This window comes from Streptomyces sp. ISL-98 (genome assembly GCF_018614055.1).
Lineage (GTDB): Bacteria > Actinomycetota > Actinomycetes > Streptomycetales > Streptomycetaceae > Streptomyces > Streptomyces spiramyceticus.
In genome coordinates, this window is record NZ_JAGGPB010000034.1 from 46,279 (window position 1) to 69,306 (window position 23,028).

Below are 23,028 nucleotides of genomic sequence, written 5' to 3' on the forward strand. Positions count from 1 at the left end.
GCCCCCGTGCAGCCCGTCCGTACTCTCGCCGTCGCCATCGCCGACACCACCGTCGTCCTCGACGGCGGTCTGTCCAACCAGCTGGAGGCGCAGGGCTGCGACCTGTCCGACGAGCTCTGGTCGGCGCGGCTGCTCGCCGACGGCCCGGAGCAGATCGCGGCGGCGCACGCGGCGTATGTGAGGGCCGGCGCGCAGGTGTTGATCACCTCCAGCTATCAGGCGACGTTCGAGGGCTTCGCGCGGCGGGGCGTCGGGCGGAGCGAGGCCGCGGGGCTGCTGGCGCGCAGCGTCGAACTGGCCCGGGAGGCAGGGGAGTCCGTGGACCGGGAGGTGTGGGTGGCGGCCTCGGTCGGTCCCTACGGGGCGATGCTCGCCGACGGCAGCGAATACCGCGGGCGGTACGGCCTGTCGTTGCTGGGGCTGGAGCGCTTCCACCGGCCGCGGATCGAAGCCCTCGTCGCGGCGGGGCCCGATGTGCTCGCGCTGGAGACGGTGCCCGACACCGATGAGGCGGAGGCGCTGCTGGCGGCCGCCGAGGGGTGCGGGGTGCCCGTCTGGCTCTCGTACAGCATCGCGGGCGAGCGCACCCGGGCCGGCCAGCGGCTGGACGCGGCCTTCGCGGTGGCCGAGGGGAACGACCAGGTGATCGCCGTGGGGGTCAACTGCTGCGCGCCGCGTGACGTGGACCGGGCGGTGGAGCTCGCGGCGTCGGTGACCGGGAAGCCGGTCGTCGTCTATCCGAACAGCGGCGAGCAGTGGGACGCGGAGCGGAGGAGATGGCGTGGCGGGGGGACGTACGACCCTGCGCGGGTGGGCGCGTGGCGGGCTTCCGGGGCCCGGCTGGTCGGCGGCTGCTGCCGGGTCGGGCCGGGGGAGATCGCCGAGCTCGCCCGGCTGCTGTGAAATGAAGGAAGGGGGATAAACCCATGGTCAGGGCGGGTGAAGCGGGCAATACTCTGACGCGTGTTCCTGACGTACAGTCCGACTCGTCTGCCGCCCTGACTTGTCCCAGGTCAGGGCCGGTTTTTTAGTGCGGACATTCTGGCGGGGTCGAATCCGGGGCGTTCTAACCAGGAAACCGTCGCACGAATCGGTCTCTCGCCGCACTGCTATAGAGGGACATGCTCCCTTATGGGGCTGCGCTCTCCGCCTTGCCGCTGTCCAGTCACCTCCGGCTATGTACTTTCGTATAGTGCGAAGTGTCCGGAGGGGGCTGAGCGTTGTGTATGCGAGGGGCCTCGGTGTACGCACGCGCCGGGTGCACCCGGGTGTCGGCAAGGGCTCGTGCCGTGATCGGTGTTCTTGTCAATCCCCCCGAATCGTGGAGACCTTCTTATGCAGGCAGCGCCTTGTCGAGGCTGGCCCAGTAGCCGTGTTCGTAGTCGATCGGGCTCGTGAAGCCGCACACGCTGTGCAACCGGCGTGTGTTGTAGAAGTCGGTGATCCAGGTAGCAATCCGGATCCGGGCCTCGGTGCGGGTGGCGAAAGTGTGCCGGTGGACGTACTCGACCTTGAGGACGCTGTTGAACGCCTCGCTGACGGCGTTGTCGAAGCACGATCCGACGCGGCCCATGGACTGGAAGACGCCCAGCTTTCGGCAAGCGCGGCGGAATCTCCGTGAGCCGTATTTGCTCCCGCGGTCGCTGTGGAAGATCACCCCGCGGACATCGCCGCCGCGGGTGGCTGCGGCCATGTGCAGCGCGGCGACCACCAGGTCGGCGTCGTGCCGCGGGCCCATCGCGTAACCGAGCAGGCGACGGGAGAACAGGTCGATGACCGTGGCCAGATACAGCTTCCCCTCGCCGGTTACGATCTCCGTCATGTCGCCGCACCACACCAGGTCGGGGTCCTCGGCGCTGAAGTCGCGGCGCACGAAGTCCGGGGCGGCCGGCCGCTTGCCGGGCCGGGTCAGCCCCCGCCGTTGACGCACCCTTCGGGCCACCAGGCCGAGTTCGGCCATGAGCTTGGCGATGGTGTTCACCGAGATGCGCCAGCCCTGTCGCACCAGCTGGATCCAGATCTTCGGCGAGCCGTAGATGCCGCCGGAGGCAGTGAACTCCTCGGTCACCGCCTCGGCCAGACGTTGGCGGCGTACTTCCCGCCGGGTGGGCGTGCGGGTGCGGTGCTTGTAGAACCACGACTCGCTCACGCCCAAAGCACGACACGAGACGCGGTGCGAAATGCCGTGCTCGGTCCTGAAGTCGCCGATCACCCCGACCACTTGGGCCGGGTCCGCCACGGCTACTTCACCCACAGGACCATGCAGCGTTTGAGGACATCACGCTCCCTACACGGTGGATGCCAGCTCCTCCCCGGCCAACGGCACATGGAAGCTCCGCCAAGGTGTTCGTCGATGTCACGCACGGCTGGCTCGGCGATGTCGAGACGCCTCCTCAGGAGCCACAGGCAGACTCAACGGTGCCCGGGTCGGGGATAGCCGTGGTGCCTACGTTCGCAAAGGGGGAGATCGCGCCGCTCGGCTACAAGGGCAGCTACCAGCGCGTTCGCGCCTACCTGCACGACAAGCGCACCTCACCGCGGCCGGTGACCGCCAGGCCGCCTTCGGCCCGGGCCGTCGCCGGATGGATCCTCCGCCGTCCGGAAACCCTCACCGAGTCCGAGCAGCTCCAGCTCAAGACTGTCCGTACGCACTGCCCCGAACTCGACGCCCTCACCCGGCACGTCCGGTCCTTCGCAACGATGCTCGTCGAGCGCCGAGGCGAACGTCTGCCGGACTGGCTCGACGCCGTCCGGCAGGATGACCTGCCCAGCCTCCACACCCTTGCCGCCGGAATCTACCGTGACCGAGACGCCGTGACCGCCGGTCTGACCCTGCCCTGGAACTCGGGCGTCGTCGAAGGCCATGTCAACCGAATCAAGATGCTCAAGCGCCAAATGTTCGGTCGTGCCGGCTTCCGACTTCTCCGGAAGCGAGTCCTCCTGGCGTGAGCTGACCTACAGCTCGTACGGCCGTGCCACTGTCGGTGGCCCGGCCTACTGTGTGGGCGACACAGGATCCGTGACGATAAACAGGAGTTCCCCTTGACAACCCTGCCCGATCGGCCGAACACCGCGCTGCTCGTCATCGACGTCCAGAACGGGGTGGTGGCAGGCGCCCATGACCGCGATGGCGTGATCGCGAACATCAACACACTGGTGGGCAAGGCTCGCGCTGAGGACGTACCCGTGGTCTGGGTGCAGCATTCCGACGACGGTCTCGAGCGGGACAGCGAGCCCTGGCAGTACGTGTCGGAGCTGGTTCGCCGAGATGCGGAGCCTCTCGTCCACAAGACCTACGGTGACTCGTTTGAGGGCACTGCGTTGGAGGCGCTGCTCGCCGAGCGTGGGGTGGGCCAGCTCGTCGTGACGGGTGCCCAGAGCGACGGGTGCATCCGCGCGACTCTTCACGGGGCCTTCGTCCGCGGGTACGACGTGACGCTGGTCAGCGACGCACATACGACGCAGGACCTCAGCGAGTACGGCGCGCCAGCCCCGAACCAGGTGATCGCGCACACCAACCTCTACTGGCAGTGGCAAGGCGCACCCGGACGCCGCGCAAAGACCGTCGATACAGCAGAGGTGACGTTCACGGCGGACGCTGGCTGACCCGTACCTGATCAGAGCCTGGTGTGCACGCCGGTTTCTGGGCAAGCTTCCTCAGTTGTTACTCGGCGTGCACCCTCCACAGAAGTGATGCTGTTGGTGATCTTGTCGGGACCCTTGGAGCCGTGCTGTTACACCCCGCGCGGCGTGCCGGGCTTGTAGCCAATGAACGTGCTCTCATGCTGTCTTCGGCCAGCGTCCTGGCTTCCCGGGCCGACGGCTGACCAGCGACCACTGGAACGCAACGGCGCTCGCGCCGAAGATCACCAACAGCATCCGGAATGTGTGCCAGAACCTGAGTCTCAGCAGCGGTTGTCGGTCGCAGAGCCACCAGATATCGCTGAGAATCGACACCACTGCTGCGGGCCAACCGAAGGAGCGTTGGCAGAACGACCAGCGCCACTGGCGGAACCTTGCGCCGCAAGGCGCCTCGTATGCTTCGTCCCGAAGCGCGCCGCCGCCCGGGCGGCGCAAGGGGAGGGAGGCCGGTCGGTGACGACCCGCATCGCTGTATTCGGGGCAGGGTCCTGGGGGACCGTGTTCGCCATGATCCTGGCTGACGCGGGGTGCGAGGTCTCCCTATGGGCGCGACGCCCGGAGCTGGTTGACACCATCAACACCACCGGCCGGAACCCCGAGTACTTTCCCGACCTCGACCTGCCCTCCGGGATCACGGCCACGACCGACCCGGCGAAGGCCGCAGCCGAGGCCGAGTTCGCACTACTCGCCGTGCCCTCGCAGACGCTGCGCGCCAACCTTGCTGCCTGGTCATCAGTGATCGACGTGGATATTACGGTACTGGTCAGCCTGATGAAAGGCGTTGAACTCGGCACGGCCAAGCTGATGAGTGAGGTCATCGCAGAAGTCACGGGCGCGGGCCCGGAGCGGATAGCTGTCGTGTCCGGCCCCAACTTGGCTGGCGAGATCGTCCACCGCCAGCCAGCCGCGTGCGTCGTGGCCTGCAAGAGCAAAGACGTTGCGCAGCGGCTCCAGGCGGTCTGCCACACCGGCTACTACCGTCCCTATACGAATGCGGACGTGGTGGGCTGCGAGATCGGTGGCGCGGCGAAGAACGTCATTGGCCTGGCCGTCGGCATCGCGGGCGGTATGGGCATGGGAGACAACACGAAGGCATCGCTGATCACCCGCGGTCTGGCCGAGACCACGCGCCTCGGCCAGGCGATGGGCGCCGACCCGCACACTTTCGCGGGTCTGGCCGGCATGGGCGACCTGGTTGCCACGTGTGCCTCGCCACTGTCCCGCAACAACACCTTCGGCACCCATCTGGGGCGCGGGATGACGCTGCAAGAGACCGTCGCTGCCACAAGGCAGACGGCAGAGGGTGTCACGTCCTGCAAGTCGGTGCTGGATCTCGGCCGACGTCACGGCGTCGATATGCCGATCACCGAGACAGTGGTCGACATCGTTCACGGCGGAAAGCCTCCGCAGGTGGCCGTGGAGGAGCTGATGTCGCGGTCGTCGAAGCCCGAACGCCACTGAACCCCCTGAAAGTCTTTCATTGCTGTCAGGCCACCCAGGGTTGTGGTGTGGTTCGGTCAGCCCGCGGCGGCGGTCTGTTCGGCGCGGACGAGGGTGCTCTCGCGGCTGAGCAACAGGCGCTCTCGTAACTCAGGTTCTGGCACACATTCCGTGAGCGATCTTGAGTGCGGCTTCCCGGGGCCCATGCAACTCCTGATCGGTGCTGGTCATGCGACTCGTTCCGCCGGATGGCGCGAGACCAGCAAGATCTTTCACGGAATGGATGCTGTTGGTGATCTTCGGCGCGAGCGCCGTTGCGTTCCAGTGGTCGCTGGTCAGCCGTCGGCCCGGGAAGCCAGGACGCTGGCCGAAGACAGCATGAGAGCACGTTCATTGGCTACAAGCCCGGCACGCCGCGCGGGGTGTAACAGCACGGCTCCAAGGGTCCCGACAAGATCACCAACAGCATCCAGAAGTTGATCCAGAACCCGAGTTGGTTCTGGCCCAAGTTGTGTGGAGCTGTCGGGTTCCAGAACGGCTGTGCTCGACTCCGTGCAGGTCAGCACAGCCCTGGTAGACCCAGGCGCCACAGTGAGGGCTCCCTCCACACAAGTTGAGCCAGAACCGCTTCTCGTGAATAAAGCCACCCGCCCAGCGCGCCAACGTCAACGCCATGTTGGCGGTCATGCACGCGCTGCTGGCCGCTAGCGAGGACGTACGAGGTATCCCCCAGCCGCTGCTAGAGCTGCAGGAAGCCATCCGTTTCGGTCGCTGAGACGACCTCAAAGCGTGATTGGCTCGCCCCATTTCCGGGGGGCAGTAGGTGTCCCGGAGTCCCAGCCGTCCGTCTGGCATCGGCCAGAGAGCGAGGACGGAGCGCCGCGCGCATGATGACGGCATGGACCACCGTGTGCGAGTGATCGTCGAGCCGCCGGCCCCGACCGGCGGCCGGCGGGTGCGGATTGACGGAGAGTTCCTCGGGATCGCCTACGCGCCCTCAGATCTCTGTGAGTTCCTCCGCCGCGCCGGCCTCGACCCGGAGCAGGTCCAGCTCGACGACGCCAAACTCTTCGAGTGGCGCGGCGGAGGGCCCGACGTCTTGTCGCGGCGTCGCCCTGATCCTTGGCCCGCACTGTGCAGAGCCGGGAGGGCTCATGACATCCTGCGCCAGTGCGATTGAGTGATCATGCAAGCAGTGTCGAGCTCCGTCCGCTGCGCTACCAGTTCCCCGCGGTCAGGGGCGACTCGTACGACGACAACTGGCTGGTCATCGGTGGTGCAGTGACGACTCCCGAGGGCAGCTGGTCCTTTGCCGATCCCTGTCTGCTGACCGATGAAGCGCGTGAGGTGGCCGCCTGGCTGCGCGCGGTAGCAGCGGGGGCGGTGGCTGTGACCGGACCTGATGCCGACGGCGAGTTGTCCCCGGACACGTGGTTCGTCGAGCCGGTCCTGGCCTTCAGCCTCGCCGACCGAAGCAAGGGTGGGGCAGTGCTCCGTGTTCACCTGTCTTTGGAAGCGGCACCCCCATGGCAGCAGGGTGATGACGGAGCGGACCTATACCAGTACGTGGTGAAGGTGCGGGTGGATACGGCTGCGCTCCTTCACGCGGCTGACGAGTGGGATCTTGCGCTGGCATCCTTCCCGACCCGCTGATCAACGTCAGTCCTCCCCGGACGCGGTCCGCTCGGAGCCCAGCACAGGTCCCGAGGATTGACTTCTCCAGTGGGAAGCCACTGAGCGCTTGAGTTTGGCCCCGCTGGGCGTCACGGTTGGCCCGCAGGGTAGCGAGGGCGTTTCTGACCTGCGGTGTCTTCGTGCGAAGTGGGCAGCCGAATACCCGCACGCGTTGGCTGCATAGGATCCCCCGATGGCAATCACCAGCTACCTCCGGCAAGGGCCGCGAGTGGCCATTCGCCACGTCCGTCGTCAGGATTACGACGAGCTCACAGCACTGGCCCAAGACAGTGCCGAGATGCTCCGCCGCTGGCTAGGCGCCCGCGAGAACACGGTGGAAGCGTTCGAGAGCTACCTCAAGCGGTTCGAGCAGCCCACCCATGAGGGCTTCGTGATCTGCCTGCGCGGCACCGGCGCCATCTTGGGCGGTGTCAACATCAACAACATCGTCCGGGGCACGCTCCAGAGTGGGACTTTGGGTTACACCGCCTACGCCTCCACGACCGGCCACGGCTACATGACCGAAGGACTCAGGCTCGTCATCCAGCACGCCTTCGGCGAGCTCGGACTGCACCGACTGGAGGCGAACATCCAGCCGGACAACACCCCCTCGCTGAACCTTGTCAAGCGCCTGGGCTTCCAGCGGGAGGGCTACTCGGCTGCGTTCCAGTTCATCAACGGCGAGTGGCGAGACCACGAGCGCTGGGCCATCACCGCCCCGCAGACCACCAACCAAGATGGGTGCAGATCTTGTGAGGGTGCCTCGTTGGGGTGATTCGCTGGGGTTTGGGATGTAGCTGGTCGTGTCGGCTTCTACCGTCGCCGGGGTCGAGCCCGCCGTGATGGGTGGGGGTGCTGAGCGAGGGTGGGTGTGCGGTGCCGTCGTTGATCGAGGCGTTGGAGACCAGACAGGCCGAGGTGCTGGGCCAGGTCGAGCGGCTGCGTGAGCAAATCGCCGGTCTGTCCGAGGAGTTGTCGCGGGCCGAGGAGCGACTGTCGCGGTCGCAGATCACGCGGGAGACGGTGGAGGCAGTACTGGCCGCGCCGTCTTCGCCGGTGCCGGGCGCGGACGGCGCGGGCGGGGATGCCGGCGGCGGGGTCGCCGCGGCGCTGGTGAAGGCCGAGGCGGAGTTGGATGTGACGGCGATGTCGCCGGAGTATCGGGCGATCATCGGGTTGTTCGCGACCTCGGAGGCGGCGATGCGCTGCAAGGAAGTGTGCCGGCACCTGGGTCTGGGGACCGAGCCGCGGCATGTCGAGGGGATGCGCTCAAAGCTGAAGCGGCACCCGGCCCGCGGCCAGGACGTCTGGTCTGCTCCAGTTCGCTGGCGCCGCGTGGGCCAGGGCCAGCTTCTGGTGGGCGACACCCATTCCCACGAGCCTCCCTGCCGCACACCGCCAACTCCCCTGCTTCTAGGGCGCGTATCGAGTCGTGATCATCGGGTGGTCCTGGTGAGGTCTTTGATCCAGATCATCGAGGCGTGCAGGTGGAGACTGGCGAGGTAGCTGTCGGGAGTCTTGTCGTATCGGGTGTCTCACCGTCCCAGTTCCGGCCTCCTGGTACGTCACGCTCTGGGGCGGGTGAGGCACGTGGAGCCGACGTGAGCCGACCGGTGCACTGATGTCCGGGCGGGGACTCATGGGACATGGCCCGGCACCCGGCTCAGGTTCCGGGGAGGATACGGCGCGTTTCGTAGGCCCACATCGCGATCTCGACCCGGTTGCGGGCGCCGAGTTTGGCCATCAGGCTGGCCAGATGCGTCTTCACCGTGCTGAGGCTGATGTGCAGTGCATCGGCGATCTCGGTGTTGGTCAGCCCGCGAGCGACGGCGAGGAGCACCTGCTCCTCGCGGGCGGTGACGGGGGAGACCGGCTGGGCCACGGGCCGGCCGGCGGGCAGGTCCGCGAATGCCTGGAGCAGACGGACGGTGACGCTGGGCGCGATGAGCGCCTCACCGTCGGACGCCGACCGTACGGCCTGCGCCAGAAGGTCCGGTCCCGTGTCCTTGAGGAGGAATCCGCGGGCGCCGGCACGCAGTGAGCCGTAGACGTACTCGTCGAGGTCGAACGTGGTGATGACGACCACGGCCAGCGGGTCGGCGACGCCCGGGCCGGCGACCAGCCGGGTGGCCTCGAGCCCGTCGAGTACGGGCATGCGGATGTCGAACAGGCAGACGTCGGGGCGTAGTTCGCGGGCCAGACGTACCGCTTCCCGCCCGTCGGCGGCCTCGCCGACCACCTCGATGCCGGGCTGGGCGTTCAGCATGATCCGCAACCCGGTGCGGATGATCGTCTGGTCGTCAGCGACGAGGACGCGAATGGACACCGCTCTCGCTCCTCGCTCTCGGCAGTTCGGCTTCGACATGCCAGCCCCGGTCAGTACCCGGGCCGGCTCGTAGTGTGCCGCCGAGCAGGGTCGCGCGCTCGCGCAGTCCGGTAAGTCCGTATCCGTCGCGACCCCGGCCGGTGCGCCGGCCGTTGTCGCGCACGCTCACCCGTACCGTGTGCCGTTCCGCGGCGACCCGAACGACGAGCTCGGTCGCGTCGACCGCATGGCGCAGCGCGTTGGTCACCGACTCCTGCACGATCCGGTAGACGGCCGCGTCCACGGCCGGGGGCAGCGCGTCCAGTTCGCCGTCGAGCCCCAGGTCGACCCTGAGGCGACCACCCGGGGTGCGCACCAGGCGCTCCAGATCCGCGACTCCGGCAGGGGGCGCCAGCTCGGCGCCGACCCCGCGGTCGCGCAGCGCGGCGACCATGGCGCGCATTTCCTCCAGCGTGCGCGCCCCTTCCTCCTCGACCCCCTCCAGCGCCTCGACGGCGGCGGACGGGTCGGTGCCCGCGAGCACCCGGCCCGCCTGGGCGATGATCACCATGGCCGACACGTGGTGGGCCACCGTGTCGTGCAGTTCCCGGGCGAGCTGCTCGCGCTCGCGGGAGCGCACCTGCTCCAACTGCCGCTCGCGAGCGGTCACCCGGAACCGCACGGCAGCCCCGACCACGCCGGGCAGCAGCAGGAAGACGAAGCCCACGACCTTTTCGACGACCGGGGTCTCGTCCGTGACGACACACAGCGCGCCGGCCGCGAGGATCACCGCGCCGCCCAGCACGATCTCGCGTCCCGATCCCCACCGGGGCAGCGCGTACACCAGCACGAGCACGACCGCGCCGGTGTACAGGCCGACGGGCTCGCGCGGTGCGGCGACGAGCGAGGCCACCGGAAGCAGGATCACCGAGCCGAACGCCAGCGTCACCATCGCCAGCGGGCGGGTCCGGCGCCACAGGGGCAGCAGGCACAGCCATACGGCGAACACCACCGCCACCGGCCGCCACACGACGTTCTCGCGCAGGGTGGCCTCCAGCGCCACACCGGCAAGGCCCGCGGCGAGCAGCGCCCAGTCCCGCCGCACCCGGGCGGGCGCGTCGGGCGGCCGGGGTTCGGTCCACAGGGTTCGCAGGTCGTCTCGGAGCACGGTTCTCAGCCTAGGGATCGCGGCGTGCCGCGCATCGGCCGAAAGGACGGGTCGTCACTCCGCCCCGGGGCCGACGGATCCGCGGCCCGCGGGCCGATGCCGCGGAGCGCCGTGGCGACGAGCCTCGGCATCGGCGGCCGTACAAGGACGGCCGACGAGGTGGTTGGAGGACCCGATGCTCTCGAAAGCCCTGTTGCGCCTGGGCGCAAGCGCCGCCCGCCATCCCTGGCGGGTGATCGCGGCATGGCTGATCGCCGCCACGCTCGCCGTCCTCGCCGCCGTCGCCTTCGGCGGGCGTACCGCGGACTCGATGACCGCTCCGGGACTGGACTCCCAACGGGCCGCGGAACTGATCGAGCGGGCAGGCACCGGCCAGGAGGGGATGACCGCCCAAGTGGTCGTCACCCCCCTCGACGACGGTGCGACGTTCTTCGACCACGGCAGCGCGCGCACCGCTCTCACGCGGCTGCAGACCGAGGTGAAGCGGCTGCCGCACGTGCTCGGCACGAGCGACCCGGCGGGGGCACTCGACGCGGGCGGGGACACCGCCGTGCGCGGCGGCCTCGTTTCGGCCGACGGGCGGATCGCAGTCGTCCGGGTGCAGTACCCCGACCAGAGCCGGCTGTCGGCCAAAGACCTCGACGCCCTCGTCGATCTCGGCGACCGGCTGCGCGCCGAGCTGCCGCTGCGCATCGAGATGGGCGGGAACCTCTTCTACGCCTTCTCCGACCCCGACGGCGGCGCAAGCGAGCTGATCGGCCTCCTCGCCGCGGCCGCGATCCTGTTCCTGGCGTTCGGTTCGCTCGTCGCCGCCGCGCTGCCGATCGGCATGGCGGTCTTCGGGCTGACCATCGGAGTTGCCACGATGACGGTACTGGCGGGGGTGACAGAGGTCCCCACCTTCGCACCGGTCCTGGGCAGCATGGTCGGGCTCGGAGTGGGCATCGACTACGCGCTGTTCGTGCTCGCCAGGCACCGGGAGTACCTCGCGTGCGGGCTCGATCCGCAGGCGGCGGCCGGACGAGCGGTGGCAACGGCGGGGCGGCCGGTGGTCTTCGCCGGCGGCACCGTCGTCGTGTCGATCCTCGGCCTGGCGGTCGCGAACGTGCCGTTCATGACGGTGGGCGGGGTTGCCGTCTCGATCGTCGTCCTGACGATGGTGCTCGCGTCGGTGACGCTGCTGCCGGCCTTCCTCGGCGCGGCGGGCCCGCGCCTGGCCCGGGCCGGCCGGATCGGCCGGGCTCTGCAGACCAGGAAGCTGGGCCGACTCGCACGGCGGCGGGACCCGGCGGCAGGCGCCGCCCACGCCGCCGGGTGGCGTCGCTGGATCGGGCACGTCAGCCAGCACCCGGTGCCGTACGCGGTCGGCGCGGCGGGGCTGCTGCTGACCGCGACGCTGCCCGTGCTCGGCCTGCGCGTCGGCCTGCCCGACGACGGCTCACTGCCCCACAGCCGTACCGAGCGCCGGGCCTACGACCTCGTCGCCGAGGGGTTCGGCCCGGGCACCAACGGTCCCCTCGTCATCGCCGCGGACCCCACCGGTGATCCGGGAGTGCTGGACCGACTCGTCGCAACGGTCGCGGCGGATCCGGGCATCGCATCCGTCGCGCCGACGCACATCGATCGGGCCACCGGCATCGCGACCCTCGTGGTGTTCCCGACCACCAGCCCTCAGGACAAGGCCACGGCCGACACCATCGCCCGGCTGCGCACCGACGTGCTGCCCACGGCGATCGGGCACGGCCCGGCCAGGGCCCACGTCGGCGGCGCCGCCGCGAGCCTGTCCGATGTGGGCCAACGCACCAGCCAACGCCTGCCGGTGTTCGTCGCCGCCGTGCTGGCGATGTCGTTCCTGCTGCTGATGCTGGTCTTCCGCTCGATACTCGTACCGCTCAAGGCGGTACTGCTGAATCTGCTGAGCATCGGCGCGGCCTACGGCATCATGGTCGCGGTCTTCCAGTGGGGCTGGGGAGGCGCACTCATCGGGCTGGAAGCGACGGTTCCGATCGTGTCGTTCATCCCGATGTTCCTCTTCGCCATCCTGTTCGGCCTGTCGATGGACTACGAGGTGTTCCTCCTCTCCCGCGTACGCGAGGAGTACCTGCGCACCGGCGACAACGGCACGGCGATCGTTGAGGGCGTCTCGCGCACCGCCCGGATCATCACCTCGGCCGCCCTCATCATGGTGGCGGTCTTCCTGTCCTTCGCCGTCGCCGAGGACCCCTCCACCAAAATGTTCGGGCTCGGCCTGGCCACCGCGATCTTCATCGACGCCACGGTCGTACGCATGGTGCTGGTACCGGCGACCATGACACTCCTCGGCCGGACCAACTGGTGGCTGCCGAAGTGGCTAGACTGGATGCTTCCCCGCGGCCCGGTCGGCACCGACGACACCGACGCGGAATCCACGGGTGAGGCCCCGCGTCCACGGCTGGTTGACCGTTGACTCAACTCCTGCCCGCCCTTGGCGTCCGGCACCTCAGCGCGTCACCTAGGGGCATATCGAGTCGTGATCATCGGGTGGTCCTGGTGAGGTCCTTGATCCAGATCATCGAGGCGCGCAGGTGGAGACCGGCGAGGTAGCTGTCGGGAGTCTTGTCGTATCGGGTGGCGATGCCTCGCCATGCTTTGAGCTTGTTGATCAGGCGTTCGACGGTGTTCCGCTCCTTGTAGAGATCGGCGTCGTGGCTGACGGGTCGGCCACCTCTGGAGCCCTTCTTCTTCCGGTTGGCGGCCTGGTCCTTCTTCTCCGGGATGACCGCCTTGATACGGCGTTTGCGCAGGTGGGCGCGGTTTCCGCGGGACGAGTACGCCTTGTCCCCGGCGACCGCGTCCGGCCGGATGCGGGGTCGGCCGACGGGCCCGCGTACCCGTACCTTCTTCAGGGCGGGGATGAACTGCGGGCTGTCCGCTGCCTGGCCTGTGGTCAGGATGAACGCCAGCGGGCGGCACTTGCGGTCGGCGGCGAGGTGGACCTTGCTGGTCTGCCCGCCTCTGGAACGTCCGAGGAGGGCGGCCTTCAGCCGGAGTTTCCGCCGACGCCGGATGCGTCGTCGTTCTTCCAGCGCGGGATCACTTTCGGTCTCTTGCCCGTTTTGCTCTTCGAGGCCGCCCCCTTTGACCTGGCCTTCTCCTTCTCGGCCGCGGCTTTCTCCAGGGCGGTGACGACGTCCTCGTCGAGGTGCATCCCGGCCGCGTCGTGGTGGGCTCGGGCGGTGGTGGAGTCGATGCTGACCAGGGACAGGTCCACCTCACCCCGCTTCGCGGCTTCCGTGATCAGGCCCTCCAGCAGGGCCTCGAAGACGCCGGCGTCACGCCACTGCCGGAAGCAGTTGTGGACGGTCGACCAGGCGCCGAACTCCGTCGGCATCTCCCGCCACTGCCCGCCCGTCTTGAACCGCCAGATCACGCCCTCGAACTGCTGCCGCAGTCGCTCGGGGTACGGGCCGTACTCGCCGATCGGCAGGTACGGCTCGATGAACTCCCAATCCGGATCGGTCAGTTGCACTCGCGTCACGTAAGACCGTCTATCGGACCGGACCGTGCCACGAAGGCACATCCCGCAAATTGATCACGACTCGATACGCGCCCTAAATGCCATTGGCTTGGTTTACGATCTCCAGCTCCCGATGTCGGAGGTTGTCATGAGCGAACGAGCCGTCCACACGGTCGAGGTGCCCCTGGGCGACGGCAGTGACGAAGTGATCCGCGTGCAGGTCCGTGAGGTGGACGAGACCCTGGTCCGGGTGGGTCGGGCTGGTCGCTCCGTGGCGCGGGCCGAGCGGTCGTTCGGGCAGATGCTGGACACCGTACGGCCGGTGGCGGAGAGCTTCGTGGGGCGGTTCCGGGGGCTGGCGAACGCGCCGGACGAGCTCACGCTGGAATTCGGGGTGTCCCTGTCGGCCGAGGCGGACGTCGTCATCGCCAGCACCGCTACGGCGGCCAACTTCTCCGTGAGCCTGACCTGGAACAGGAGTGGTTCGGAGACCCCAACCGGGGATAATTCACAGGAGAGTTGACCCAAGCTGTCGACGGGGGCCCAGCGGCATGGTGACGGAAGTGGGAGCAGCGGGGTCGCGGAACGCGGACGAGGCGCTGGCCTCTGCGGTCGCGCGGATCACAGGACAGGACGGCACGCCGGTCGGGGCGGGCCTCCTCGTCACCCGGGACCTGGTGCTGACCTGCGCCCATGTGGTGTCGGACGCTCTGGGGCGGCCGCGCGACGAGCCGGTGGCGACCGGCACCGCGGTCACAGTCGGCTTTCCGCTGGTGCGGCCGGTGGGAGACGCGGCCGACAGCCCCGCCGCCCTCGTCGAGCACTGGATCCCGACCCGCCCCGACCGCACCGGAGACCTGGCCGTCCTGCGGCTGAAGGACGGGAAGGCCTCTGACGGCGCTCGGCCGCTCCCCATGGTCAGCCCGAGGGGCACCTGGGACCACGGGGCGCGTGCCGTGGGGTTCACGGGTGGTGAGCCGGGTGAGATCTGGTTCCGGGGAAGGCTCACCGGGGCCACGAGCGAGGGCTGGCTGCAGCTCTCCCGGGCCGACGGGCAGGCCGTCCACGTCCGGGAGGGGTTCAGCGGCGGCCCCGTCTGGGACAACGAACTGGGCGCGGTGGTCGGCCTCGTCGTGGCGGCCCAGCGCGAACAGGACGCCCAGCAGTCGTTCGTGCTCCACACGGACACGGTGCTTCGGGAGCTCCCCGACCTCGCCCCCGTACTGCGCCCGCCCTCGCCCTTCCGCGGTCTGGTGCCCTTCGAGGAGGGCGACGAGGACGTCTTCTTCGGACGCGACGCCGACATCGAGGAGGTCATCACGGCCCTGCGCGGTGACGACCCGACCGTCACCCTGTACGGGCCCTCCGGCTGCGGGAAGTCCTCCTTGGCCCGGGCCGGCGTCGCGCCCCGTATGCGGCGGGCCGGATACGACGTCCTGGTGGTGGACGCCGGGAAGATCTCGTCCCCACGGTCCGCCCTCGCCACCGAGCTGTACGAGAGCGCCAGGGCAGCGGAAGCGGGGCAGGACGGACCGCCCCGTGTGGAGAGCGCCGACCAGGTGGAGGCCTGGCTCGCGAAGGGCCTCGCGGACACCCTGCACCGGGTGCGGGGCACGACACGCGGCGGGCTCGTCGTCGTGCTCGACCAGGCCGAAGCCCTCCTGGACCGCTCCGAGGCCGAGGTCGAAGAGGCCGTCGACTTGCTGTTCCCCAAGCACCGTCCGGCCGCCGGGTTACGGGTACTGGTCACCCTGCGCGCTGATTTCATGGACGCGATGCTCAAGCATCCACGTCTGGGTCCCGCCCTGCGCGGCGGCAGGACGCTCCCGCTCACCCCGATGACCCGCGACCAGCTCCGGGACGTGATCACCAAGCCGGTCGAGAGTGTCCTGGCGATGGCGTACGAAGCTGGGCTCGACCGGCGCATCCTGGACGACGCCGGCGGCGAACCGGGCATCCTGCCGCTGCTGGGCTTCGTGCTGGAGAAACTGTGGGAACGGCAGGCCGGCGGGCGGCTGCTCACGACGGCGTACGAGGCGATGGGCGGCGTCTCGGGCGCGCTGGAGCAGCACGCCGAGCGGGCCTGGCAGGAGTGCGTGGGCGGGCAGGAGGAGCGGCAGGCCGAGGCACGGCGGCTGCTCACCGGTCTGGTGCGGGTACTGCCCGGCAGCGAGACCCCGTTGCGGCGCAGACTCACCCGGGAGGAAGCGGGCCCGGATCGGTGGCGGCTGGCCGAGGCGTTCGCCCGGCGGCGGCTGCTCGTGCTCCGCGGGGACGAGGGTGAGCCGGAGACCGCCGAGCTCGCGCACGAGGCGCTGACCACGGCGTGGGCGCAGCTGCGGCACCGGGTCAGGGCCGATGGGGAGTTCCTGGCGGGCCGGGCCGAGCTGGGCCACGACCTCGACCGCTGGAGACGGGGCAGCAGATCCGCGGACCTGCTGCCCGGCTTCCTCCACCTCGCGGCCATCGAACGCCGACTGGCCGGCCGCGAGCGTGAACTCACCGAGGAGGAACGGGACTTCCTGGCGCTCGCCCGGCAGCGGCACCGCAAGCGACGGGCCCGCGTCCGCGCCGCGTGGACCACGATGGCCGTGGTATTCGCGCTGATCGTGGGCCTGGGCACGTTCCTCGTCTACCAGGCGCAGGTCAGCGCGCAACGGGACGCCGAGGCCCGGTCACGCGCCCTGGCCAGCCTCTCCAACGACCTGGCTCCCCAGGATCCCGGCCTGGGCGCCCTGGCCGCGATCGCCGCGTACGACGTCGCGCCGACCAATGAGGCCCGCGGCGCGCTGATGCGCCGGTACGAGCTCTCCAAGGAGACGGCGTGGCTGCTGAGCGGCGCTGAGGGAATGATTCGCGCGGTGGCCACCAGCAACGATGGCGCGGTCACCCTGGTCACGACGGACACGGGGGGACGCGCGACACTCTTCGTCCGCCGGGCCGACGGCACGGTGCTGCGCGAGCAGCTCCGCCTCCCGGTCAGCGCCGTCAGCCCCATGGTGAGCCGGGACGGCCGGCGCATCGCCTATCTGGCGTCGGAGTCGGAGTCCAACGACCTGTACTGGCACGATGTGGATTCCACGGCCGAGGACGTGCTGGGTCCCGCCCACTCGATCCCGGCCGGAGCGTTCATCCACTCGACTCAGGTCAGCGACATCACCCGGCCCCGCGTCAGCACCGCCGCCTTCTCCCCCGACGCGAAGCGGGTGGTCTCCGTGTCGCAGGACGGACGGCTCTGGCTGTGGGACCTGCAGACGGAGGAGAACCGACGGCTGACGCGCCCGAGGGACATTGAGGGAGTGTGGTTCGGTCCGGACGAGGAGAGCCTGGTGGTCCATCGCCGGAACGAAGAGACGTTCGGGCTCTCGGTGACGGCCTTGGACCTCCGCACGGAACGGGAGCGGCCCCTCGCGGACGACGTCGAGGGGTCGCTGGACGTCGCGTATGTGGGCCTCTCGGGGGACGGCGGTGTCCTGGCCGCCTGCTCGGACGCACCCCGTGAGGACCCCGTCTACCGGGCCGTACGCGTCTCGGACGGACGTGAGTTGGCGCGCTGGGACTCCCACCCCATCGTCGCGTGCGACGAGATCGCCGTGGACAGGACTGGAACCCGCTTCGTCAGCAAGGGCACCACCGGCGAGTGGACGATCTTCGACATGCGCCGCGGGAAGGCGGCACGGACCCTCGGGAGCACGTCCGGCAGCGTCTCAGGGATGCCCCTCCTCCACGAGGGGAGTGATCCCGTCGTGCTCGCTTGGGACAAGAGCTGGGTGGCCGCCCGGCCGATGAGCACGGGCACCGTCCTCATCGGCCGCGAACCGGTCCTGCTCGGGGACGGCCGCACCATGGTGGCTTACTACGGTAGGGGCCGTGGCCTGGCTGTCATCGACCACAGCGAATCGGTGACCGACTGGAACGGGGAGTGGAAGATCCCCGCCCGGGCGGACCGGGATGCCGAGGTCGGCCTGCGGGAGAACCCCGAGCCCCTACAGGTCAACCCCGCCGAAACCCTGGTGGCCGACCTGATCGCCCCGGACCGGATCGCGGTCCGGGCACTGCCCTCCCTGCGCCAGGTCACCGAGATCACCACCGCCAGGCCTCCCACGGCCGCGGACGGGAAGCCCGTCGCGCTGGAGTTGCAGTTCCTCGACGACGACGAGCTCCTGACCGTCTCCGGCAGCGTGATCGAACAGTGGAACGTCCGGGACGGGCGACGGCTCACGAAGCCGATCGACGCCCGCGACCTCGGGCTCACCCGCCAGAAGGCCCCTCAGTTCGCCGTCCGGTCCCACTTCAAGCCGGGCCTCCTGCAGATCACCGTGTTCGGCGAACAGACCGTCCACGCCATCGACCGCCGAACGGGCAAGGAACGCAAGGACCTTGGCGTGACCTTCAACGACGACTTCGTCGTCGCCGCGTTCACGAGCGACGGACGGTACGCGCTCGTCCTCACCACCGGCAACCTGCTGGAAGGGTGGTCCGTGCGCACCGGGGAACGGCCAACAAGGGTGTTCGGTCCGCTCGGACCCCCCATGACGGACTACACAGAGCTGCGGTCGGTGGGCAACTCCGGGTTCTTCATCGCCAACGGGAACTACGCACGCTACCTGTGGTTCTCCGACCTCGACCGGGTCGACTCCTACGACTTCACGGAGGATCAGAACTTCTACGCGGCCTCCAGGGACGGCAAGACACTGTTGCGCAGCCCGACAGACCGCTCGGGCATGGACGTGTTCCGGCTCGATCCCGAGCTCTGGAAACGCCACCTGTGCGAGGTCCTCGGCCGCGACCTCACCGCGGACGAGCGCCGCACCCTCCCCTCGGGCATACCCGATCGCATCTGCCCGACCTGACGACGGGGCGCGCGGGCACCGAGGACCGCCCGCTCGGCGCTATTTGGTGCCCACCGTCCGCAACACAGCCAGCACAAACGTCCGTGCCACCTCCACGATCTCCGGCAGCGTGACCCGCTCCCGGGCACTGTGGCCGTGGCGGATGTCGCCGGGGCCGTACTGGAGGGTCGGGGTGCCCGCCGCCGCGTACAGCCGCAGGTCACTGCCGTACGGCGCGCCGCGCTCGCGCACGCCCCCGTTCGCGGCCGCGTGCGCCTCCCGTACGGTGTCCCGGAGCGGATGCCCGGCCGGCATGCGGCCGCTGGCGAACTGGCCGCCCGGCCACGTCACCGTCACCGGGTGCGCACGCAGCCACGGCACACTACGAGGGGAAGCGCAGACCTGCCGCAATGGCTCGCCGCCCGGACCACAGCCAGAGGCTCAACAACCCAGCTCAGCCAGTCCCTGTGGAAGAGCTACACCCTACTCAGCTTGCGGTGTGCGTCGTGGGCCTCACGCCGAACGCTTCGGGGCGGGCTCTGCCAGAAGCCTCGTTCCGCGAAGTGTGACCTTCCGCGGAACGAGGCCCGGCCATTCAGGAGCCGCTGGTGACGCGGCTACTTGCGGCAGACCCAGGCCTCGTTGCCCGGTTGGCTGGTCTGCTGCCAACGGTTTGGTGCTGCTCGAGAAGCCGAACGTGATGGCCCGTCGGCGCAGCGTCACGCTGGAGATGCCGGTGGACTGCCAGGTGTGGCCGTAGGTGCCGAAGGCCTGGATGTTCCAGCAGCCGCCGTGGGCCCTGGGCCGGAAGGATACGGTCGCCCGGCCTGTGTAACCCTGCATGTCCCAGTCGGGGATCCGCGGGCCCTCGTTGAAGATGAACGCCACGCCCTTCTTTCCGGCTTTCTGCGCCTGCCGGATCGTCTCCGTGGAAGAGCCCCTCTTCCACCGGTAGGTCAGCTTGTAGTTGATGAGCGAGACGTTCCTCGTGAAGGTGATCTCGAAGCCGTCGGGCTTGTTGACGTGGCGGGGAATCCCGAGCCACTTCCAGCCAGCCGTGGCGATGTAGTAGTCCTTGTGGCGTGCGTGGTAGATGCGCGGCTGCGCGAGCGCGATCTCCTGGCTCGGCTCGCCGAGGGTGGTGATCGACTCTGGGTGCAGATCCGATGAGGGTGCTGTCGATCAGGCGGTGAGTATGAGCCGGTCGCGGTAGCGCGCCTGGTGGTTGCGGATGAACTCCTGCTGCTCGTGCCAGGCCCCGTAGGCTTCGAAGTCGCCGTTGGCGCGGACGGCGCGCAGCTTGAGCACGGCTTCAGCGCCGGAGAGGCCCCAGCGGGCGCCGGTGATGTCCAGGCGGTCTTTGACCAAGTGGCGGGATGCTCCCTCGATGATGCCGGTGGCGATCGGCCAGCCGCGTTCCAGGGCGGTGTCGTAGCGCAGGTGTTCGGCCTTGCTGGTCAGGTAGTTCACGGCCTCGTCGATGCCCTTGCGTTTGGCGCCGCGCAGTCTGGCGGCGCGGGCGGCCGCCTCGAGCGCGGCAGCGGTCTGCTGCACGCCACCGGCCAGGAGGGCGCGGGCGTGGCGGGCGACCCAGGTCTCGGCGGAGGCGTCGCCGGTGTCGTGCAGGCACCAGGCCGCTCGCCACAGATATTCGAGCACGTGGATCAGGTCGACGATGATGTGGATGTCCGCGCCGCGCTGCTCTGCTTCGGCCTTGATGAGGTCGATCTGATGGCGGGCCCCGTCGACAAGGACGACCCAGGGACGGCGGTGCCCGGGGTCGCGGTGCTCGGCCTGGTCGAACACGGCGGCCACCACCTCGGCGGCGGTGTCGTTCACCGAGCCGTACAACCACTTCGACCTGGCCTTCGGGCCGGGGCGGCGCTCGGGGGGCACGGCATGGGCGGCGTCATGCCGGTCGGGGTCGGCGATGACGTCGTCCACCGTGCGCGGCGCGGGCTCGGCGTCGTAGACGGCTCCCAGGGTGGCCATCCGCTTCCTGCCGTGTTTCTCCCCGGAGGCCAGCCGGGTCTTCATTGCGTTTCCGCCCTTGGCCGCGGCGGCCTTGGCGGTGTCCGCGCGCAGCGCTTCGGGCCTTATCACGACGCCCTAGCCGTCCACCGACAAGATCAGCGGCGTGGCGTCGGTGCAGGGGCCGGCACGAGGGCGTCGTAGAAGGTGTCGATGTCCGCCGCGGCGTCGACGGCGAGCTCCTGGACCTGCCGATGCCCGACTCCGGCGCCGGTGACGGCGTTGATCCGCTCACAGGCGTCGGCGAAGCTGCCGCGGGAGGACTCGATCGCGGCGAGCTTGGCCAGCCCGTGCGAGTGCATCCCGTCCGGCAGGCTCAGCACCGCATCGGCCGGGTGCAGGTCCGCCACGCCGGTGCCGCGGTAGGCGATCCGGGTCACGGTGACCTTGCCGAACACCGTGGCCAGGGTCCGGCGCCGGCCCCGCTCGATCCGGGTGCGCTCGACGCTGGCGGCGTCCACGGCCTCCTCAAGACGCACCTCGTCCCTGGCCCGCAGCGTCAGGTGGTCCTGAAAAAGCTGCCGGGTGACCTCGCGCATCTGCGTCCCCAGCAGGTCCTCCAACTGTGAGTGCGTCAACTCCGCCGCCTCAGGGGCCGCCAACTCCGCGGTCACCGCAGCGAACAGACCCGCCGAGGCGGCGAAGGCATCCTCACATGCCGCCAGCGCACCGCCGGCCGACTCCACCACGCTCACCACCCCTGCCCCCTACCGTCGACCTTGAACAGCCCGAACGACGGCTCGGCCAGGATCCCGCGCTCCACCAGCCGCTTCAGCTTTGAGCGCATCCCCTCGACATGCCGCGGCTCGGTCCCCAGACCCAGGTGCCGGCACACTTCCTTGCAGCGCATCGCCGCCTCCGAGGTCGCGAACAACCCGATGATCGCCCGATACTCCGGCGACATCGCCGTCACATCCAACTCCGCCTCGGCCTTCACCAGCGCCGCGGCGACCCCGCCGCCGGCATCCCCGCCCGCGCCGTCCGCGCCCGGCACCGGCGAAGACGGCGCGGCCAGTACTGCCTCCACCGTCTCCCGCGTGATCTGCGACCGCGACAGTCGCTCCTCGGCCCGCGACAACTCCTCGGACAGACCGGCGAAAACGTCGAGGTCGACACCGAGCTCGCCAAGCTCGACCCGGCCGGCTACCGGCCGCTGCGGACACGGCGGCCGGAGCGCACGTAGGGGAGCGGCGGGAAATTCCCGGAGAGCGTCGGGAAGGTCGGTGATGCCGCGCTGGAGCTGCCAGCTGCGGGCCCGGCGCAAGACGGCTCGGAAGTCGGAGATAGACAGATTAGTTGATCTTGAAATGCAGGTGCCGCGCCGCCGCATTTGGCGCCCCCTTCTTCGCTGGTTGCGGGGAGTCAGCTGTCTTGTGGGTACCCGAGGGAACAGGAGAGGAAGCCGCCGGGAAGGCAGCGGCGCATAGTGTGGGCCATGTCTGCACGCCGCTCGAAAAGTTCGAAGAACAGGCTGCTATTGGTGATGCCTTATCACCAACTCGCCAGGAAGGCTGCCGAGGCGGGCTTTCGCGTCTGGTCTCTGTGGGACCCCCAGATACCTGAGGCCGACTTCCTGTCGCAGGTCGCGGATGCTTCTGAGGAACTGCTGCACACCAGTTTCGCGGACGAGGCGAGACTGCGACAGCTGGTGACCCAGATCTCACATCAGCACAACCTCGGGACCGTGCTGCACTGTGGCAGCGGGCCATCCGTGCTGCCGGTCGTCGAGGAAGCGTGGCATCTTGGGCTGTCTCCGAATCCGCCCGAGGCGCTCAGGCGGCTCCGGAAAGCCGATGAGCCATCAGTGGAGGCACCTCGGCTGACTGTGCAGACGCTTACTGTGGGCGGCTGCCACCATGTCGTGGGCATGGCTACTCAGCGCACCAGTGGTCCACCGGACTTCGCGGTGACTGGGTATCTATTCCCCGCGCTGCTGTCGAACCTGGAGCGGGAGACGGTCGAACAGTTGGTCTGCGGGTTGCTGCGGGCGAGCGGCTACCGCTTCGGGCCGGCTCACACCGAGGTGGCGCTCACCGCTGACGGGCCGCGGGTGGTGTGCTGCCAGCCTCGGCTGAGCCCCGATCGCATCCCGCTGCTGATCCAGGTCGCGAGCGGGTTCGACTGTGAGGCAGCGCTCTTCGACGCGCTCCTTGGTGAAGCTCCGCGGTTGCGGCCCGCGCACCAGTACGCCGAGATCGGTTTCTTCCCGCTGTCTGAAGGTCGGCTGCTGACCTATGCGGGGACGGAGGACATCGCCGTCACCCCCTGGGTGCGCGGTGCGCGCTTCCCGTACACCGTCCACGACTGGATCCCGCCCGCCACAGATCCCCGCTCGCGGCGCGCTTACGTGGTGGTGGAAGGCGACTCGCCGGAAATCACGAGGGAGCGGGTCCGCCAGGCGTGGGCCGACCTCGTCACCGACATCCGTTCGGAGGGATGA

16 protein-coding genes and 4 pseudogenes are annotated in these 23,028 nt (G+C 69.3%); 12 read left to right on the forward strand and 8 right to left on the reverse strand.

Annotated elements, in window-relative coordinates:
* Positions 1-6: 6 nt before the first annotated feature.
* Entirely contained in the window at positions 7-903 is an 897-nt protein-coding gene (mmuM, locus tag J7I98_RS22380; RefSeq protein WP_214923606.1) for a homocysteine S-methyltransferase, read from the forward strand.
* Positions 904-1,333: 430 nt separating this feature from the next.
* On the opposite strand, the gene J7I98_RS22385 is transcribed toward mmuM, so the two are convergent.
* On the reverse strand, positions 1,334-2,254 hold the full coding sequence (locus J7I98_RS22385) for an IS3 family transposase (protein WP_214923609.1): 921 nt from the start codon (positions 2,252-2,254) through the stop codon (positions 1,334-1,336).
* A gap of 209 nt (positions 2,255-2,463) precedes the next feature.
* Here J7I98_RS22385 and J7I98_RS41220 point away from each other — a divergent pair.
* The 7 genes and pseudogenes from J7I98_RS41220 to J7I98_RS22420 form a co-directional block, all read left to right on the forward strand.
* Positions 2,464-2,949, forward strand: a pseudogene (locus J7I98_RS41220) (transposase); the annotation flags it as partial.
* Between the two features lie 93 nt (positions 2,950-3,042).
* Positions 3,043-3,606 (forward strand): cysteine hydrolase family protein, encoded by a 564-nt coding sequence (locus tag J7I98_RS22395; protein WP_214923612.1) that lies wholly within the window; start codon positions 3,043-3,045, stop codon positions 3,604-3,606.
* A gap of 489 nt (positions 3,607-4,095) precedes the next feature.
* Positions 4,096-5,103, forward strand: a complete 1,008-nt coding sequence (locus tag J7I98_RS22400) for an NAD(P)H-dependent glycerol-3-phosphate dehydrogenase (protein WP_308377893.1) — start codon at positions 4,096-4,098, stop codon at positions 5,101-5,103.
* A gap of 877 nt (positions 5,104-5,980) precedes the next feature.
* Entirely contained in the window at positions 5,981-6,262 is a 282-nt protein-coding gene (locus J7I98_RS22405; RefSeq protein WP_251021016.1) for a hypothetical protein, read from the forward strand.
* Positions 6,253-6,735, forward strand: coding sequence for a hypothetical protein (locus J7I98_RS22410; RefSeq protein WP_214923619.1), 483 nt, complete (start codon positions 6,253-6,255; stop codon positions 6,733-6,735). Before J7I98_RS22405 ends, J7I98_RS22410 begins: the two co-directional genes overlap by 10 nt.
* A 214-nt stretch (positions 6,736-6,949) precedes the next feature.
* Positions 6,950-7,531: a GNAT family N-acetyltransferase gene (locus tag J7I98_RS22415; protein ID WP_214923622.1), complete on the forward strand. Its 582-nt coding sequence runs from the start codon at positions 6,950-6,952 to the stop codon at positions 7,529-7,531.
* A gap of 101 nt (positions 7,532-7,632) precedes the next feature.
* Positions 7,633-8,262 carry a hypothetical protein gene (locus J7I98_RS22420; RefSeq protein WP_214923635.1) on the forward strand — a complete coding sequence of 210 codons (630 nt, stop codon included), beginning with the start codon at positions 7,633-7,635 and terminating at the stop codon, positions 8,260-8,262.
* Between the two features lie 157 nt (positions 8,263-8,419).
* Here the strand turns inward: J7I98_RS22420 and J7I98_RS22425 are convergent, their stop codons facing one another.
* Positions 8,420-9,082 carry a response regulator transcription factor gene (locus J7I98_RS22425; RefSeq protein ID WP_150497990.1) on the reverse strand — a complete coding sequence of 221 codons (663 nt, stop codon included), beginning with the start codon at positions 9,080-9,082 and terminating at the stop codon, positions 8,420-8,422.
* On the reverse strand, positions 9,057-10,229 hold the full coding sequence (locus J7I98_RS22430; RefSeq protein WP_214923664.1) for a histidine kinase: 1,173 nt from the start codon (positions 10,227-10,229) through the stop codon (positions 9,057-9,059). The genes J7I98_RS22425 and J7I98_RS22430 overlap by 26 nt, the downstream gene beginning before the upstream one ends.
* Before the next feature lie 175 nt (positions 10,230-10,404).
* On the opposite strand from J7I98_RS22430, the gene J7I98_RS22435 reads away from it, so the two are divergent.
* Positions 10,405-12,675, forward strand: a complete 2,271-nt coding sequence (locus J7I98_RS22435; protein WP_214923666.1) for an MMPL family transporter — start codon at positions 10,405-10,407, stop codon at positions 12,673-12,675.
* A 67-nt stretch (positions 12,676-12,742) separates the two neighbouring features.
* Here the strand turns inward: J7I98_RS22435 and J7I98_RS22440 are convergent.
* Positions 12,743-13,746 (reverse strand): annotated as a pseudogene (locus J7I98_RS22440) (IS5 family transposase).
* Positions 13,747-13,873: 127 nt separating this feature from the next.
* Between J7I98_RS22440 and J7I98_RS22445 the strand changes: the two are divergent.
* Positions 13,874-14,248, forward strand: coding sequence for a CU044_2847 family protein (locus tag J7I98_RS22445; RefSeq protein ID WP_214923669.1), 375 nt, complete (start codon positions 13,874-13,876; stop codon positions 14,246-14,248).
* 28 nt (positions 14,249-14,276) lie between these two features.
* A complete protein-coding gene (locus J7I98_RS22450) occupies positions 14,277-18,578 on the forward strand; it encodes a trypsin-like peptidase domain-containing protein (protein WP_214923671.1) in 4,302 nt (1,433 codons plus the stop codon).
* Positions 18,579-18,617: 39 nt separating this feature from the next.
* Here J7I98_RS22450 and J7I98_RS22455 read toward each other — a convergent pair.
* The 4 genes and pseudogenes from J7I98_RS22455 to J7I98_RS22470 form a co-directional block, all read right to left on the reverse strand.
* Positions 18,618-18,935 (reverse strand): annotated as a pseudogene (locus tag J7I98_RS22455) (peptidase M20); the annotation flags it as partial.
* A 135-nt stretch (positions 18,936-19,070) separates the two neighbouring features.
* The gene (locus J7I98_RS22460) at positions 19,071-19,445 is read right to left on the reverse strand and encodes a hypothetical protein (protein ID WP_214923675.1); all 375 of its coding nucleotides are present in this window, start codon (positions 19,443-19,445) and stop codon (positions 19,071-19,073) included.
* A 294-nt stretch (positions 19,446-19,739) separates the two neighbouring features.
* A pseudogene (locus J7I98_RS22465) lies at positions 19,740-21,253 on the reverse strand (ISKra4 family transposase).
* Between the two features lie 26 nt (positions 21,254-21,279).
* Positions 21,280-21,918: a hypothetical protein gene (locus J7I98_RS22470; RefSeq protein WP_214923688.1), complete on the reverse strand. Its 639-nt coding sequence runs from the start codon at positions 21,916-21,918 to the stop codon at positions 21,280-21,282.
* Positions 21,919-22,023: 105 nt separating this feature from the next.
* Here J7I98_RS22470 and J7I98_RS22475 point away from each other — a divergent pair, with 105 nt between their 5' ends.
* On the forward strand, positions 22,024-23,028 hold the full coding sequence (locus J7I98_RS22475) for a phosphoribosylglycinamide synthetase (protein ID WP_251021019.1): 1,005 nt from the start codon (positions 22,024-22,026) through the stop codon (positions 23,026-23,028).